The sequence below is a fragment of the Stenotrophomonas sp. FR012 genome, assembly GCF_047520565.2.
GTDB lineage: Bacteria > Pseudomonadota > Gammaproteobacteria > Xanthomonadales > Xanthomonadaceae > Stenotrophomonas > Stenotrophomonas sepilia.
On sequence record NZ_JAXBQL020000006.1, the window covers coordinates 248465 to 263541 of the forward strand.

Consider the following 15077-nt stretch of genomic DNA (forward strand, 5'->3'; position numbering starts at 1 on the left):
CGGCCGCGCGCTCCGCGCGCACGGGCCAACCGAATCGGGAACCCCCTTGAACGCTGTCCTCTCTCGTCCTGACAACAGTCGTGGCGCTCCCCGGCCACCGCTGCGTGAACACGTCGCCCAGTCCGTGCGCCGCTACCTGCGTGACCTTGATGGCTGCGACGCGGACGATGTCTACGAGATCGTGCTGCGCGAGATGGAAATCCCGCTGTTCGTGGAAGTGCTCAACCACTGCGAAGGCAACCAGAGCCGCGCCGCGGCGATGCTGGGCATCCACCGCGCCACCCTGCGCAAGAAGCTGAAGGAATACGGCATCAGCGCGTAAGCGCGCGTGGGTCGTGCCGGCCGCTGGCCGGCAACCCCATGAACGATGGCAGGGAGTTGCAGTTGCCGGCCAGCGGCCGGCACTACCGGTGGATCCACGCCATGCGTGGATGGAAGCCCGGCAAAGTCAACCGCCCCCGCCCGTCAGTAGATCCACGCCATGCGTGGATGAAGGCCCGGTAGGATCACCCGCCCCCGCCCGCCTTCCAGTAATACCGCACCACATGGAAGAACACCGGCGCGGCGAAGCACACCGAATCCAGCCGGTCGAGCATGCCGCCATGGCCCTCGATCATGTGGCCCCAGTCCTTGATGCCACGGTCGCGCTTGATCGCCGACATCACCAGCCCCCCCCAGAACCCCATCAGGTTGATCAGCAGCGACAGGCCGAACGCCTGCAGCGGCGTGAACGGGGTGATCCACCACAGTGCCGCACCCAGCGCACTGGCACTCAGCACGCCGCCCACGAAGCCCTCCACCGTCTTCGACGGCGATAGCTTCGGGGCGATCAGGTGCCGGCCCAGCAGCTTGCCCCAGATGTACTGCAGCACATCCGAGGACTGCACCACGATCACCAGGAAGGCAAACAGCAGCACGTTGCGCGCCGGGTCATGCCCGGGCACATGCAGGTTGAGCAGCAGCGGCACATGCGAGATGCAGAACACGCAGATCATCAGCCCCCACTGCACCTTCGCCGTCCGCTCCAGGTAGTGCGTGGTATCGCCACCGATGGTCGACAGGATCGGCAGGAACAGGAATGCGTAGACCGGAATCAGCAGCGTGTACATGCCGTACCAGTCGATCCACACCAGGTAGTACTGCCACGGCAGCACGATGTAGAACGCGGCCAGCAGCGCGTAGTAGTCGCCCGAGCGGGTCGGTGCCAGAGTGATGAACTCGCGCAGCGCGAACAGCGAGATGATCGCAAACAGTACGATCACCCCGGCGCGACCGAAGAACAGCGCCAGCCCGACCACGATCGCCATCACCCACCAGGCGCGGATGCGCGACACCAGGTTGGCGATCACTGCACTGGGCTGCCCACGCTGCCGCCAGCGCAGGGTCTCGGCCACCAGCGTGGCCAGCACCAGCACCACGCCGACGCCGGCAAACAGCAGACCGGTCTGCTGGCCCACGCTGCGCGCGGCCAGGTCACCGGACACGTCCATCAGATAGCTCATGCGCGCCCTCCATTCGGCGCCAGGTCCAGCAGCGCCTGCCGGCTGCGGGCCAGGAATGCAGCCTTGTCCTCGTCGGCCTGCAGCCGCAGCGGCGTGCCGAACGTAGCCGTGCACAGCAGCGGCAGCGGCAGGAACCGGCCCTTCGGCATCACCCGCTTCAGGTTGTCGATCCACACCGGCACGAACTCCAGCTCCGGCCGTTGCCGCGCCAGGTGGTAGATGCCGCTCTTGAACGGCAGCAGCGGCTCATCGCCCACATTGCGCGTGCCTTCCGGGAACAGGATCAGCGAGCACTCTTCGTCGACCGCATCGCGCAGCACCTGCAACGGGTCCTGCTGGCGGTGCCCGGCCTCACGCTCTACCAGTACACCGTTGAACACCGCATCGATCAGGTAGCGGCGCAGGCCGTCGCGCTGCCAGTATTCGGCGGCGGCCACCGGGCGTACCTGTCGCCGCAGCGCGGGCGGCATCGACGACCAGATCAGCACGAAGTCACCATGGCTGGCGTGGTTGCCGTAGTACACGCGGCGCTCGCTGGACGGCGCACAGCCGATCCACAGCGCACGGGCGCCGGTCACCACGTGGATCGCGCCACTGCAAGCGCGTGCAATCAGTTCGGCGAACATCGGTCCCTCCCGTTCACGTCTGCGGCCACACTACGGCCAGCACCAGTAGTGCGGCCTGCACTGCCGTCAGCAGGTACTGGCGCAGCAGCAGCCGGCGCATGCCGGCCCAACGCACGTCCCAGCCGCGCAGCGGCGCATCGGCCGGTGTGCGGCGCAGGCCACTGTCCTGCAGCAGCTGGTCGGTACGGCGTGCAGCGGCTTCGCCTTCCAGGCCTTCATCGCGCAACAGCTGCAGCAGGCTCGCGTCCAGCCCGACCCGCCATGCATGGTAGGCCTGCACGAGCCCAGCGCCCACACTGAGCAGCAACAGCCCGGCGGCGATCATCGCCAACCCCGCTTCGATGCCCAGCAGCAGCAGCGCCACCAGCAGCAGCCCCAGCGACAGCAGCGCGGGCCAGCGTCCCTGGCGCAGCAGCAGTTGCATGGTCGCCAGATCGGGAACGGCACTCATGCGCGCACTCCAGCCGCTGCGGTGATGGCTTGCAGATGCTCCGGGCCCAGCACGATGCCGGGGCGTGCCGCACGCACGATGGCGACCGCCGCTCCGACTTCCGCGGCATGGCCCGTGCGCAGCAGCCACGTCGCCACGCTGGCGGCACTGCGCGAATAGCCCAGTGCACAGCACACCAGTAACGGCCCCTGCGGCCGCAGACGCCCGATGGCCTCGGCGGCCTCGCGCAGCTGCTCCGGCGTGGGCACCACCAGGTCCAGCATCGGCACGCTGGCATACGCCGCACCCGGCGCGCAGCAGGACAGCTCGGCGCAGGCATCGACCACGCCCACCAAAGGTGCCGGCAATACCGTGCAGGGAATCCGGCCCAGCCACACGCCGTCCAGCACCGGCACCGGCTGCGGTGCACGCCGTGTCCACAGCCGCGAGTTGACCCAGGCGGCGCCCAGGTACGGTGCCAGCAGCCAGCGTGCCGCCATGGTCAGGCGACCATCGGCGCGCTTCTGGAACACCGCCGTGCCCAGCCCGGCATACGCCAGCGCCACCAGCATCAGCGACACCACCGGCCACAGCAGCCACAACGCCGTACCCCGCAGCAGGACCACCGGCACCAGCAGCACGGCGGCCGCCAGCAGGTACAGCGCAGCCAATCGCCACCGCTTGGCATGCCGCGCGATGCGCCAGGCCCGCAGCGGTGGCGTGCCCTGCTCCGGCCACAGCCACACGCACAGCCAGCCGGCCAGCAGCCCGGTCGGGATGTCGATGAAATGATGCTGGAACGTGGTCAACACCGAGACGCCGATCAGCAGCGCCCACACATGCAGGACCCAGCGCCAGGCACCGTGCAGGTACTGCGCGAACTTCACCCACAGCACGATCAGCAGCACGATGTGCAGCGATGGCGCCTGGTTGAACGGCTTGTCGAAACCCAGCAGCACATCGAACAGCCAACCGAACACGCCGCCGATCTCCGGCCGCTCGAAGCTGAAGCGCAGCGGCCACAGCAGGAAGCAGCTCACGGCGATCAGCTGTGCACTGAACAGCCGCAATGCGTGCCGGTCCAGTTCGAGGCGCTGCCGGCACAGGAAGAACGAGACCGCGTAGAACAGGTCGATCGACCAGTACGGCACGATCGTCCATGGCATGAACGGAATCTGCGTTTCCCAGCCGAACGCCATCACCGGCAGTTCGGCGTGGCGGCCGGCCATCCAGTTGGCGAAGCCGTAGCTGGCAAAGAAGAACGGGCCCAGCAGGGCCAGCCACAGCAGCGCGCGCCGCCAGGGGCGCCCCGCCGTGGCAAGCGGAGTTGCAGCCAGCGTCGCCATCACGCGGTCCGGCGTGCCAGCGACACAGTGAAGATGCCGAAGTCATCGATGCGCTGCGCCACTTTCTCGAACCCGGCCAGGCGCACCAGTTCATCCATTTCCTGCTGGGTGCGGCGGCGCATCACCCAAGCAGCGCCACCACGATGACTGGTCAGCGCGCGGGCGATGAACTCCAGCTGCGGGTGCCAGGGCTGGCCGGTGTAGGCCAGGTAGCCACCCATCGGCACCGTTGCGGCGATGCCCTGCAGCGAGCACAGCACGGCGTCGTTGTCGGGGAACAGTTCGTACAGGCCCGATACCACCGCCAGCGTCGGCGCCGGATCGACCTGCGCCAGCTGCACCGGATCGAACGCATCGCCCTGTTCGAAACGGGCGATGTCGGACGCACCGAGGCGCTCGATCAACGCTTGGCCCTGGGTCACGTTCAGACCGCTGAAGTCGCGCAGCACGATGCGCTCGGCGCGTTGCTCGCCCTGGCCCAGCGCTTCCAGTACATAACGGCCATGGCCAGCGGCCACGTCCAGCACGCGCACCGGCATGCCCTGCCCGCGCAGGCGTTGGGCGGCATCGCGCAGCAGTTCCTGCAGGTGCCGACCGCGAATGCGGATGCCGCGCCAGCCGATCGCATCCAGGTAGTTGCGGTCGACCAGGCGCCCCAACGGGCCCTTGCCACGTGCTTCGTCGCGATAGATGTAGTCCAGCGTGCTGCCCGAATCGAAACCGGTCTGCAGGCCCAGTGCAATGCCTTCGGACAGTCTGCCGCCAAAGCGCAGGCCACCGCGCACCACGCGCCAGCGCAGGTCGGCCAGGCTGTTGCGCTCGGGCGGCCAGGCCAGGATTTCAGACTCCTCAAATGTCGGCCCATGGCGGTGCGCATCGCGCCGCGACAACTCGCGCAACGGTTCGGCGAATCGCGCCTGGATGAAGCTGCGGATACGTGCCAGTGCCGGTGCCCGATCACGCTCGCCCAGCGTGTCGTGGAAGAAGCCCGGCAGATGCACGCGCTCCTTGATCGGGCTGGACAGGCGCTCGTAGAAGCGGTCCTGCGGGCCACGGTGCACGACGAAGTCCGAGCCGGACACCAGCAACTGCACCGGCACGCTGATCGCCTGCGCATCGGCGACGATGCGATCGGCCGCCTCATACAGGCCCAGCAACACGCGCACCGAGATCGGCCGGGTGATCAGTGGATCGGTGCGGTAGCTTTCCACCCGCGCCGGATCGTGGGTCAGCCATTGCGGCTTGACGTAACTGTTGACGAAGAAGTTGCCGCGCAGCTTCTGCATCAAGGCCAGGCCCGGGCGTGCGAACGGCACGTACAGCTTCACCTTGAACGCCGGGGAGGCCATCACCAGCGCGCGCAGGCGCGGCGCGTAGTCGTGCACCCAGGTGGCGGCGACCACGGCACCCACGCTCTGCGCGATCACCACGATGTCTTCCACCGCGATGCCATGCTCGGCGCCGATGTGGGCGATGAAGCTGTCCAGGTCGCGCACCAGCGCCGGAAAGCCCGGTGCATCGCCACGCGCGCCCGGCGAACGGCCATTGCCGCGCGCATCCCAGGCGAAGAAGGCGGTGTCAGGCAGGTCCAGCTCATCGACCAGATGGGTAACACGCCCGGAGTGCTCGTGCCCGCGGTGCAGCAGCACGATGGCCTTGGTGGCCGGCGCTGCGGTGGTGCCCGCCCAGTACCGGTAGAACAGCGGTACCTGGTCGAAGCTGTGGAATTCCCGTTCCTGCGCCTGACGCATGCAATCTCCTGATTGTCTTTTTCTATCTGCTTGATTAATTTGGCGAAACTGCGGTTTCCCGCAGTCCGCGACGGACCCGGTTGATCATCGTCAGCACGCACAGCACCGCCATGGCCGCGGCCACGCCCGTGACCGTCATCGCGTCAACCCACTCAAACGCCAGCAGCAGGCCCAGCGCACCGATCACGAAGGCGCGGTCGCTCTTGCCCATCGGGCCGTCATAGCGGCGGCTGGCGCCGACCATCAGCCCCAGCACGCCGGCGTATTCGCTCAGCGCCGCGGTCCAGGCCAGCAGCCACAGCGCCTCCGGGCGCACGCCCGGCACGCTGAGCAGGCTCAGGTACAGCGCCGCATCGGCGATCACATCGCACAATTCGTTCAGATAGGCACCCAGCCGCGACTGCTGGCCGAATTCGCGGGCCAGCATGCCGTCCACCGCGTTGAGCGCCATGCGCAGCAGCATCCACAGCGGCAGCAGCAGGTACAGCCATGGCTGCGCCGGCGCGCAGCACCAGACGGCGCCGGCCACCAGCAGCGAGACCACGGCAGCGGCCACGGTCACCGCATTGGCGGTGATCCCCATGCGGTACAGGCCGCGTACGGCTGGACGCAGGAGGTCCTGAAAACGTCCTTTCAATGCATAGATCGACACGATCCGAACCCGCTGATCCTTGGCAGTTCCCGCACAGCCTACCCGATTGGGGCAGCGTGCCCCATCGAATTGATTGCGGACCGCCCCCGTCCAGACGGTGCTGAAGGCGGCCACAGGCCATCGGTGCGGGTTGATTGCCACCACCAGCGCCCGCCATCGGCCGCCACCGCCTACAATATCGGCCCCGCTCCGCTGCCGATTCTGTCCCATGACTGCTGATCTGTTGCCCGTCCGCCGGGCCCTCCTCTCCGTTTCCGACAAGACCGGTCTGGTCGAGCTGGCCACTGCGCTGGCGGCACGCGGCGTGGAGCTGCTGTCCACCGGCGGCACCGCCAAGGCGATCCGCGAGGCGGGCCTAGCAGTGAAGGACGTGGCCGAGGTCACCGGTTTCCCGGAAATGATGGACGGCCGGGTCAAGACCCTGCACCCGATGGTGCACGGCGGCCTGCTGGGCCGCTCCGGCCTGGATGACGCGGTGATGGCCGAGCACGGCATCGGCGCCATCGACCTGCTGGTGCTGAACCTGTACCCGTTCGAATCGGTCACCGCCAAGGCCGACTGCACCCTGGCCGACGCGGTCGAGAACATCGACATCGGCGGCCCGGCCATGCTGCGTTCGGCGGCCAAGAACTTCGCCCGCGTGGCAGTGGCCACCGACCCGTCGCAGTACCCCGAGCTGCTGGCCTCGCTGGAGGCCAACAACGGCCAGCTGACGGCCGCCACCCGCTTCGCATTCTCGGTGGCCGCGTTCAACCGTGTCGCCCAGTACGATGCGGCGATCAGCAACTACCTGTCGGCGGTCACCGCCACCGACGCCGCCGTGCCGGCCCGTGCCGAGTACCCGGCGCAGATGAACTCCACCTTCGTGAAGGTGATGGACCTGCGCTACGGCGAGAACCCGCACCAGAGCGGCGCGTTCTACCGCGACCTGTACCCGGTGCCGGGCACGCTGGCCACCTTCCAGCAGCTGCAGGGCAAGGAGCTGAGCTACAACAACCTGGCCGATGCCGATGCGGCGTGGGAATGCGTGCGCCAGTTCGACGCGCCGGCCTGCGTCATCGTCAAGCACGCCAACCCGTGCGGCGTGGCCGTCGGTGCCGGCAACGGCGATGCCTACGAGCTGGCCTACGCCACCGACCCGACCAGCGCCTTCGGCGGCATCATCGCCTTCAACAAGCCGCTGGACGCCGCCACCGCCAAGGTGATCCTCGACCGCCAGTTCGTCGAAGTGCTGATCGCCCCGGACTACGAGCCGGCCGCCCTGGAATACGCGCAGAAGAAGGCCAACGTGCGCGTGCTGCGCATCCCGCATGGCGATGGCCTGAACAACTTCGACAGCAAGCGCGTCGGCTCGGGCCTGCTGCTGCAGTCGTCGGACAACCGCGGCATGACCCGCGACGAGCTGAAGGTGGTCAGCAAGCTGGCGCCGACCGACAAGCAGTTCACCGACCTGCTGTTTGCCTGGAAGGTTGCCAAGTTCGTGAAGTCCAACGCGATCGTCTATGCCAAGGACAACCGCACCATCGGTGTCGGTGCCGGCCAGATGAGCCGCGTGTACTCGGCCCGAATCGCTGGCATCAAGGCCGCCGATGCAAACCTGGTGGTCGAGGGGTCGGTGATGGCCTCCGATGCGTTCTTCCCGTTCCGCGATGGCATCGATGCCGCTGCTGCCGCCGGCATCAAGGCGGTCATCCAGCCGGGCGGTTCGATGCGCGATGCCGAAGTGATCGCCGCCGCCGACGAACATGGCCTGGCCATGGTGTTCACCGGCGTGCGCCACTTCCGCCATTGATCCGTATCAATCAACGAAACAAGAATTCTAAGGATAGAAACTACCGTGACTGCCCCAGCGCACTGGTCTTACAAAAAAAAATTCCTGTTCTGGTTTCTCATTCCATCTGTACTGGGATTGTCCGGCGGGGTTCTAGCACTCGCGGTTGCGAAGTGGATTCCAACTGTATCCATCACATCTTCGGGTGATGCAATTTCTGTAGCAAACACCTATATCGTCTTTACGACGATCATTTTTGTAGGCCTCACAATTGTAATCACGGTAGCGGGGATTGTATTCGCCCATCAGTTCTCGGCGACGAAGGACATACAACTCGCCGACCTGGCTGACCAACTCAAGAATCGCCTAGAGACCAACGAAAAAGACTGCTCTATTGCCTTCATGACTGCCGCTCTGCAAAACCCAGATACCCAGCAGTTCATTAACGATAAGCTGAAAGAAAAGGCCGCAGAAATAATGAATGAAATGGCCGACAGAGCGAATCAGGATGCGAATGATGCTGAGCAAAAGGCTAATGGCTATCGTGCGACAGCTCTGCAAGCGTCTAGATTCGGCGGCACATTTAAGCAGCCCAATTCAACTAACGGTGACAGGAAATGACAGCATCTCCTATCAGCGCAGCGAACTATCTACTCAGCCTTGCCGAGGAAAATGGAGTTCCACGATCCGCGCCAATTGATATCGACGCAATCGTTCGAGGGCTTGGCATTAGAGTTTTTCGAATTGACGAGGACACTGACCTCGTGGGCCAAATTACAAAGACAAGAGATTCAGTTCAAATATTAATAAATGAACGAAATAACTTATACAGACCGAGATTACGATTTACTTTAGCTCATGAAATTGGCCATCTTTTTCTACATTTAAGTGAAGATGGAGAATTTAGGGATACACCTAGGACCATGAGTCGAACATCTTCGTATTGGGACAGACAAGAAGCTGAAGCAAACTCATTCGCCGCTGAGCTCTTAATGCCAAGCGACCTGCTGATCCACGAAATTGAGAATTTCGAGTCAGCTTACAGAGCGCACTATGGCTTTGACTTGTCGACTGGCGCCCTTGTAGAGGAGATGAGTCGTCGTTTTGAGGTATCTAACGCTGCGATGGAATATCGACTTTCGAATCTGGGGTTACTCAAGTGAGAATTCTCGTCATCGGCTCCGGCGGCCGCGAACACGCCCTGGCATGGAAGCTGGCCCAGTCCTCCCGTGTCACCGACGTGATCGTGGCGCCCGGCAACGCCGGTACCGCCAGCGAAGACAAGTGCCGCAACGTGGCGGTGAAGGTGACCGATATCGACGGCCTGCTGGCGCTGGCCCAGGCTGAAGGCGTGGCGTTGACCGTGGTCGGCCCGGAAGTACCGCTGGTGGCCGGCGTGGTCGACCGCTTCCGCGCCGCCGGCCTGCGCATCTTCGGGCCGACCGCCGCCGCCGCGCAGCTGGAAGGCAGCAAGGCCTACGCCAAGGACTTCCTGGCCCGCCACAACATCCCCACCGCGTTCTATGCCGTGCACACCGACGTGGACGCTGCCCTGGCCTACATCCGCGAGAAGGGTGCACCGATCGTGGTCAAGGCCGATGGCCTGGCCGCCGGCAAGGGCGTGATCGTCGCAATGACGTTGGCCGAGGCCGAAGACGCGGTGCGTGACATGCTCTCCGGCAACGCGTTCGGCGATGCCGGCGCCCGCGTGGTGATCGAGGAATTCCTCGATGGCGAGGAAGCCAGCTTCATTTCGATGGTGGACGGCGTGCATGCGCTGCCGATGGCCACCTCGCAGGACCACAAGCGCGTCGGCGACGGCGACACCGGCCCCAACACGGGTGGCATGGGCGCGTACTCGCCGGCGCCGGTAGTGACGCCGGAGGTGCATGCACGCGTGATGCGCGAAGTGGTGAACCCGACCGTGCAGGGCATGATCGCCGACGGCATCCCGTTCACCGGTTTCCTCTACGCCGGCCTGATGATCGATGCCAGCGGCGCGCCGAAGGTAATTGAATTCAACGTGCGCTTCGGCGATCCGGAAACCCAGCCGGTGATGCTGCGCCTGCAGTCGGACCTGGTCGAGCTGGTGGAAGCGGCGATTGATGGCCGCCTGGACCAGGTAGAAGCGCAGTGGGATGCGCGCCCGTCACTGGGCGTGGTGCTGGCCGCGAAGCCCTACCCGGAAGCGCCGATCACCGGTGACGTGATTTCCGGCCTGGGCGACGTGCCGGCCAGCGCCAAGGTGTTCCATGCCGGTACGGCATTGGATGCGCAGGGCCAGGTGGTCAGTGCCGGTGGCCGCGTGCTGTGCGTGGCCGCACTGGGCGACAGCGTGCGCGACGCACAGGCCAATGCCTATGCCGGCGTGGCCAAGGTGACCTGGGCCAACGCGTTCCACCGCACCGACATCGGCTGGCGCGCGATCGCACGCGAGGGCTGAGGCCGCGCCGCAGCCACGCATGGCGTGGCTCTACTGACACTGGGTAGATCCACGCCATGCGTGGATGAGGACGCCACCGAAAAGAAAAGGCCCGGCAATGCCGGGCCTTTTCCTGGCTTCAACGCCATCCCGCCTTACGCGGTGAACAGCGCCTTCATCTTCTTCAGCGCGTTCGCCTCGACCTGGCGGATGCGCTCGGCGGACACGCCGTACTCGTCGGCCAGCTCCTGCAGCGTCACCTTGCTGTCGGCATCCAGCCAGCGACGACGGATGATGTCGCGCGAACGCGCATCCAGTTCGGCCAGGCCTTCGCGCAGCAGCTGCATCTGGTTGTCTTCGCTGTCCTCGCGCTCGTAGGCCATCGACGGGTCTTCGTCATCGGCAACCAGGAACGCAGCCGGCGACGGCGGGGCGTGCTCGTTGTCCTCGTCGGTCGGCGCATCGAAACCGATATCGCGACCGGACAGGCGCGACTCCATTTCCATGACCTCGCGCTCGGACACGTTCAGGTCCTTGGCCACCGCGCTGACTTCAGCCGCGTTCATCCAGCCCAGGCGCGTCTTCGACTTGCGCAGGTTGAAGAACAGCTTGCGCTGCGCCTTGGTGGTGGCGACCTTCACGATGCGCCAGTTCTTCAGGATGAACTCGTGCATTTCGGCACGGATCCAGTGCACGGCGAAGGAGACCAGGCGCACGCCCATGTCCGGGTCGAAGCGCTTGACCGCCTTCATCAGGCCGATGTTGCCTTCCTGGATCAGGTCACCCAGCGCGAGGCCGTAGCCGTTGTAGCCGCGGGCCACGTGCACCACGAAGCGCAGGTGCGAATGCACCAGCTCGCGGGCGGCGTCCAGATCGTTGCCGTCGCGGAAGCGACGGGCCAGGTCCTGTTCGTCATCGACCGACAGCACCGGGATCTGGTGCACGGCACCGATGTAGGCGTCCAGCGAACCGAGCGCACTGGGAATCGGGAGATTGTTTGCCACAAGGGCAGTAGAGGTGTTCTGGCTCATAGGCACCCATCTTAGCAGTCCGGGATTTGGACTGCTAAAGGAGGAAAAAGTTCCAGCATCCTATTGATGCAACACTGGTCCCAAACAGAGCCCTACCGTAGCGCGATTTGATGACAGTGGCGAGCATGCTTTTCGGGATTCACAATCCCTTGGAATTCAAGCAATTACCTGGCAGAAACCGGCCGATTTCAGTCAAGCGGAGCTGAACGGGCCGTTCTGCAGACCCATTCAGGCCCGGAGACGTTGCCCGGTGTTCAGGCCCAGCAGCCCGACGGTGCTCAGAGCGCCGAACGCGGCGGCAGCGACCAGTCGATCGGGGCCTGGCCGCGGCGCTGCAGGTACTCGTTGGCCATCGAGAAATGCCGGCAGCCGAGGAAGCCACGATGGGCCGACAGCGGCGACGGGTGCGGCGACTTCAGCACGCGATGGCGACGGGTGTCGATGACCTTGCCCTTCTGCTGCGCATAGGCGCCCCACAGCATGAACACCAGGCCTTCACGTTCGCGGTTGAGCACATCCACCACGTGATCGGTGAAGCCCTCCCAGCCACGTCCCTGGTGGGCACCAGCCTTGCCCTCTTCCACCGTCAGCACGGCATTGAGCAGCAGCACCCCACGTTGCGCCCACGGAATCAGGCAGCCGTGGTCCGGGCGCGGGATGCCGAGATCGCTCTCGATCTCCTTGTAGATGTTCAGCAGCGACGGCGGCACCGGCACGCCCGGCGGCACCGAGAAACTCAGGCCATGCGCCTGGCCGCGGCCGTGATACGGGTCCTGCCCGAGGATCACCACCTTCACCTGCTCGAACGGCGTGGCGTCGAACGCGGCGAAGATCTGCGGGCCGGGCGGGAACACCGCCGCGCCACTGGCCTTGCGCTGGCGCAGGAAGCTGGACAGCTCGCGCATCTGCGGCTGCAGCAGGTAATCGCCGACATGCTGCTTCCAGCTCGGTTCCAGCTGGATCGTCGGGGTGTCGGCTACTTCATCCATCATCGAATCAGGGGTCCATCGTTCAATCGGGCCAGGCGCAGCTGGAACAGCACCTTGGTGACCAGCAGCCGCTCTTCGATCGGCTTGAGCACCAGGTCATTGGCACCGGACTGCAGCAGCCCGGTCTGGTTGTGCGGGTTGCCGTCACCGGTCATCACCAGCACCGGCAGGCGGCGCTTGCCGTAACCGAAGTCCACGCGCACGCGCTGCACCACGTCGCGCCCGCTCAGTTCGCCCTTCAGGGTGACATCGGTCAGCACCAGGTCGATGCGGTGGCGGCTGCGGCCCAGCGACTCGGCAGTGAGCAGGGTGAATGCCTCTTCGGCGCTGACCACGTGCAGTACGTTCAGCTGCTGCCGCTCAAGCATGCGCTTGGTGGCCTCGGCCACCACGCGGCTGTCCTCGATGTAGAGGATGGTGGCGCCGGGGATGGTCTGCGGCTGCACATAGCCACGGATGAAGGTCGCCAGTGCCTCATGGCCCAGCGCCTTGTCGAAATAGTCGGTGACGTACTCGGTGAAGCGACGCTGCTCCAGGTGCTGCTGGGCATCGCCGGACACAACGATCACCGGCACATAGGCCTGGCCGGCGGCTTCGCGCACCATCCGCGCCAGCGCCAGGCCGTCGCCATCGCGCAGGGTCAGCGAGGTCGTCACCAGGTCCACCGGGCCTTGCGCCAGCGCCTGCTGCGCATCCTCGATGCTGTCGCAGCCGATCACCTCCACGCCCGGCAGGTCACGCTGCAGGACATCGGCGATCAGCTTGCGGACCAGCTTCGAACCATCGACCACCATCACCCGCGTCGCGGGCCCTTCAAGGTGCTTCAGCGCTTGCGGTTGCATGCCGGTCTCAGGTGTCGGTCGGGCGGGTCTGGCGGAGGAAGTGGCCGGTCACCAGCCAGGCGCCCAGCCAGCCCAGCAGCAGCGTGCCGACCAGGACCAGGCCGCCGTGCAGCAGGTCCAGGCCATGCAGCACGAACGGGCTGCCGTAGCTGCGCGAGAGTTCGGCCAGCGGCACGCGCAGGGCGGCACCGGCGGCGCCGATCAGGGCCAGCGCTACCGCGCCGGCGCCCAGCCCGTACCACGCGCCCAGGTACAGGAACGGGCGGCGGATGAAGCCATCGCTCGCGCCGAGCAGCTGCAGCACGCCGATCTCTTCGCGACGGGCCTGGATGTCAAGGCGCACCGTGTTGCCGACCACCAGCGCGGCGCCCACGCCGAGCAGCACCGACAGCACCTGCACCAGACGTGCACCGAACGCCAGCCAGGCGTCCAGGCGCTGGCGCCACAGCGCATCGTGCTGCACCAGATCGGCCTCGGGCAGGCTTTCCAGCGCGCGCGCCAGGCGTGCGTCGTCCTTGCCCTGGCCCGGGGTGATCACCAGCAGCGAGGGCAACGGATTGTCGTTGAGCGCATCGATCGCCTCACCGAGGCCGGCATCGCGCAGCTCCTGCAGGCCCTGCTCGGGTGTGCGCACATTCACTTCGGCCACGTCATCGCGGTCGCGCAGCTGGCCGGCCAGGCGAAGCGCACCGGGACCATCGATGTTGCCCTTCAGGAACACGTTGATGTCGCGCGACTGCTGCACGCTGCCGGCGAACTGCTTGAGGTTGTCCAGCGCGATCGACAGCCCCAGCGGCAACGCCAGGGCCAGCGCCATGACCATCACGGTCAGCAGGGTCGCCCACGGCTTGCGGCAGGCGCGGCCCAGGCTGAACACCACGCTGTGCACGTGGTGCTGGAACCAGACGCCCACGCGCGACGGGGCGGCGGCTTCGCTGTTTTCGTTCTTCGCCATCGGTTACTCCGCCAGGTCCTGCGGCGAGATGTCATCCACCAGCCGGCCGTGGTCGAGGATCAATACGCGCTTGCGCATGCGGCGCAGCAGCGGCAGGTCGTGGCTGACCACCAGCACGCTGGTGCCGCGCGAGGGCAGCTCGGCGAACAGGGCCATGATCTCCGCTGCCAGGGTCGGGTCGAGATTGCCGGTCGGCTCATCGGCCACCAGCAGCTTGGGCTCGCCGACGATGGCACGGGCGATGCCGACGCGCTGCTGCTCGCCGGCCGACAACTGCGAGGGCAGTGCCTTCTCACGATGGCCCAGGCCCATGCGCTCGAGCACTGAACGCACGCGCTTGTTGATGTCGCCACGGCGGGTACCACGCAGGATCAGCGGCAGCGCCACGTTCTCGGCAATCGAGCGGTCCATCAGCAGGCGGTGGTCCTGGTAGACCGCCCCCACCGCGCGTCGGTGGCGCGGCACGTCGCCGCCGCGCACCTTCAGCAGGTTGCGCTCGTCGAACACCACCGCGCCACGGCTGGGCCGCTCGTCGAGGTGGATCAACTTGAGCAGCGTACTTTTGCCCGCACCGGAATGGCCGGTGACGAACAGCATCTCGCCCGGCGCGACCTCGAAGCTGACATCGGTCAGTGCCTCGTGGCCACCGGCGTACTGTTTGCTGACATTGTCGAAGCGCAGGACACTCATGCCCCGATTATGCAGGACCGGCGCGACGGCGTGGAGATGGTCACGGGATCGGTAGTGCCGGCCGCTGGCC

The 15077-nt window shown here is 65.9% G+C and carries 16 protein-coding genes; 5 read left to right on the plus strand and 11 right to left on the minus strand.

Translation table 11 applies throughout. The annotated features are described in order from the left end of the window. Window positions 1-46 precede the first annotated feature (46 nt). Window positions 47-322, plus strand: a complete 276-nt coding sequence (gene fis, locus ACM0O9_RS12595) for a DNA-binding transcriptional regulator Fis (protein WP_005419706.1) — start codon at window positions 47-49, stop codon at window positions 320-322. Window positions 323-506: 184 nt separating this feature from the next. On the opposite strand, the gene ACM0O9_RS12600 is transcribed toward fis, so the two are convergent. The 6 genes from ACM0O9_RS12600 to ACM0O9_RS12625 are packed head-to-tail and all read right to left on the minus strand — an operon-like array spanning window position 507 to window position 6307. Next, the gene (locus ACM0O9_RS12600) at window positions 507-1502 is read right to left on the minus strand and encodes a phosphatidate cytidylyltransferase (protein ID WP_065186303.1); all 996 of its coding nucleotides are present in this window, start codon (window positions 1500-1502) and stop codon (window positions 507-509) included. Then, window positions 1499-2128, minus strand: a complete 630-nt coding sequence (locus ACM0O9_RS12605) for a lysophospholipid acyltransferase family protein (protein WP_005419712.1) — start codon at window positions 2126-2128, stop codon at window positions 1499-1501. Before ACM0O9_RS12605 ends, ACM0O9_RS12600 begins: the two co-directional genes overlap by 4 nt. Before the next feature lie 13 nt (window positions 2129-2141). Then, window positions 2142-2579 carry a hypothetical protein gene (locus tag ACM0O9_RS12610; RefSeq protein WP_005419714.1) on the minus strand — a complete coding sequence of 146 codons (438 nt, stop codon included), beginning with the start codon at window positions 2577-2579 and terminating at the stop codon, window positions 2142-2144. Continuing rightward, window positions 2576-3904, minus strand: a complete 1329-nt coding sequence (locus tag ACM0O9_RS12615; RefSeq protein WP_414603841.1) for a phosphatase PAP2/dual specificity phosphatase family protein — start codon at window positions 3902-3904, stop codon at window positions 2576-2578. The genes ACM0O9_RS12610 and ACM0O9_RS12615 overlap by 4 nt, the downstream gene beginning before the upstream one ends. After that, window positions 3904-5655: a bifunctional alpha/beta hydrolase/class I SAM-dependent methyltransferase gene (locus tag ACM0O9_RS12620; RefSeq protein ID WP_235646050.1), complete on the minus strand. Its 1752-nt coding sequence runs from the start codon at window positions 5653-5655 to the stop codon at window positions 3904-3906. The genes ACM0O9_RS12615 and ACM0O9_RS12620 overlap by 1 nt, the downstream gene beginning before the upstream one ends. A gap of 34 nt (window positions 5656-5689) precedes the next feature. After that, window positions 5690-6307 (minus strand): CDP-alcohol phosphatidyltransferase family protein, encoded by a 618-nt coding sequence (locus tag ACM0O9_RS12625; RefSeq protein ID WP_414603840.1) that lies wholly within the window; start codon window positions 6305-6307, stop codon window positions 5690-5692. Window positions 6308-6515: 208 nt separating this feature from the next. On the opposite strand from ACM0O9_RS12625, the gene purH reads away from it, so the two are divergent. From purH to purD, 4 genes are read left to right on the plus strand one after another with little or no spacing between them, the layout of a single operon-like run. Continuing rightward, a complete protein-coding gene (gene purH / locus ACM0O9_RS12630; protein WP_134972282.1) occupies window positions 6516-8099 on the plus strand; it encodes a bifunctional phosphoribosylaminoimidazolecarboxamide formyltransferase/IMP cyclohydrolase in 1584 nt (527 codons plus the stop codon). Between the two features lie 45 nt (window positions 8100-8144). Further along, window positions 8145-8699 (plus strand): hypothetical protein, encoded by a 555-nt coding sequence (locus ACM0O9_RS12635; RefSeq protein ID WP_414603839.1) that lies wholly within the window; start codon window positions 8145-8147, stop codon window positions 8697-8699. Beyond that, on the plus strand, window positions 8696-9241 hold the full coding sequence (locus ACM0O9_RS12640; RefSeq protein WP_414603838.1) for an ImmA/IrrE family metallo-endopeptidase: 546 nt from the start codon (window positions 8696-8698) through the stop codon (window positions 9239-9241). The genes ACM0O9_RS12635 and ACM0O9_RS12640 overlap by 4 nt, the downstream gene beginning before the upstream one ends. Beyond that, window positions 9238-10521 (plus strand): phosphoribosylamine--glycine ligase, encoded by a 1284-nt coding sequence (gene purD / locus ACM0O9_RS12645; RefSeq protein ID WP_414603837.1) that lies wholly within the window; start codon window positions 9238-9240, stop codon window positions 10519-10521. The genes ACM0O9_RS12640 and purD overlap by 4 nt, the downstream gene beginning before the upstream one ends. Window positions 10522-10655: 134 nt before the next feature. Here the strand turns inward: purD and rpoH are convergent, their stop codons facing one another. The 5 genes from rpoH to ftsE form a co-directional block, all read right to left on the minus strand. Further along, window positions 10656-11531 carry an RNA polymerase sigma factor RpoH gene (rpoH, locus tag ACM0O9_RS12650; protein WP_005411269.1) on the minus strand — a complete coding sequence of 292 codons (876 nt, stop codon included), beginning with the start codon at window positions 11529-11531 and terminating at the stop codon, window positions 10656-10658. 278 nt (window positions 11532-11809) lie between these two features. Further along, window positions 11810-12523, minus strand: coding sequence for a uracil-DNA glycosylase (gene ung / locus ACM0O9_RS12655; protein ID WP_005419723.1), 714 nt, complete (start codon window positions 12521-12523; stop codon window positions 11810-11812). Further along, window positions 12520-13362, minus strand: a complete 843-nt coding sequence (locus ACM0O9_RS12660; protein ID WP_005411271.1) for a response regulator — start codon at window positions 13360-13362, stop codon at window positions 12520-12522. The genes ung and ACM0O9_RS12660 overlap by 4 nt, the downstream gene beginning before the upstream one ends. 7 nt (window positions 13363-13369) lie before the next feature. Beyond that, the gene (ftsX, locus tag ACM0O9_RS12665) at window positions 13370-14317 is read right to left on the minus strand and encodes a permease-like cell division protein FtsX (protein ID WP_005419726.1); all 948 of its coding nucleotides are present in this window, start codon (window positions 14315-14317) and stop codon (window positions 13370-13372) included. A 3-nt stretch (window positions 14318-14320) separates the two neighbouring features. Beyond that, complete coding sequence (gene ftsE / locus ACM0O9_RS12670; protein ID WP_005419728.1) at window positions 14321-15007, minus strand: cell division ATP-binding protein FtsE; 687 nt, start codon at window positions 15005-15007, stop codon at window positions 14321-14323. Between the last annotated feature and the right edge of the window lie 70 nt (window positions 15008-15077).

Excerpts from the sequence above, each read along its gene's own strand:
- ACM0O9_RS12605 (WP_005419712.1), bottom strand. The coding sequence starts at position 2,128 with ATGTTCGCCGAACTGATTGCACGCGCTTGCAGTGGCGCGATCCACGTG.
- rpoH (WP_005411269.1), bottom strand. The coding sequence starts at position 11,531 with ATGAGCCAGAACACCTCTACTGCCCTTGTGGCAAACAATCTCCCGATT.
- ACM0O9_RS12640 (WP_414603838.1), top strand. The coding sequence starts at position 8,696 with ATGACAGCATCTCCTATCAGCGCAGCGAACTATCTACTCAGCCTTGCC.
- ung (WP_005419723.1), bottom strand. The coding sequence starts at position 12,523 with ATGATGGATGAAGTAGCCGACACCCCGACGATCCAGCTGGAACCGAGC.
- ACM0O9_RS12600 (WP_065186303.1), bottom strand. The coding sequence starts at position 1,502 with ATGAGCTATCTGATGGACGTGTCCGGTGACCTGGCCGCGCGCAGCGTG.
- ftsX (WP_005419726.1), bottom strand. The coding sequence starts at position 14,317 with ATGGCGAAGAACGAAAACAGCGAAGCCGCCGCCCCGTCGCGCGTGGGC.
- purH (WP_134972282.1), top strand. The coding sequence starts at position 6,516 with ATGACTGCTGATCTGTTGCCCGTCCGCCGGGCCCTCCTCTCCGTTTCC.
- ACM0O9_RS12660 (WP_005411271.1), bottom strand. The coding sequence starts at position 13,362 with ATGCAACCGCAAGCGCTGAAGCACCTTGAAGGGCCCGCGACGCGGGTG.
- ACM0O9_RS12620 (WP_235646050.1), bottom strand. The coding sequence starts at position 5,655 with ATGCGTCAGGCGCAGGAACGGGAATTCCACAGCTTCGACCAGGTACCG.
- ACM0O9_RS12610 (WP_005419714.1), bottom strand. The coding sequence starts at position 2,579 with ATGAGTGCCGTTCCCGATCTGGCGACCATGCAACTGCTGCTGCGCCAG.
- ftsE (WP_005419728.1), bottom strand. The coding sequence starts at position 15,007 with ATGAGTGTCCTGCGCTTCGACAATGTCAGCAAACAGTACGCCGGTGGC.
- ACM0O9_RS12615 (WP_414603841.1), bottom strand. The coding sequence starts at position 3,904 with ATGGCGACGCTGGCTGCAACTCCGCTTGCCACGGCGGGGCGCCCCTGG.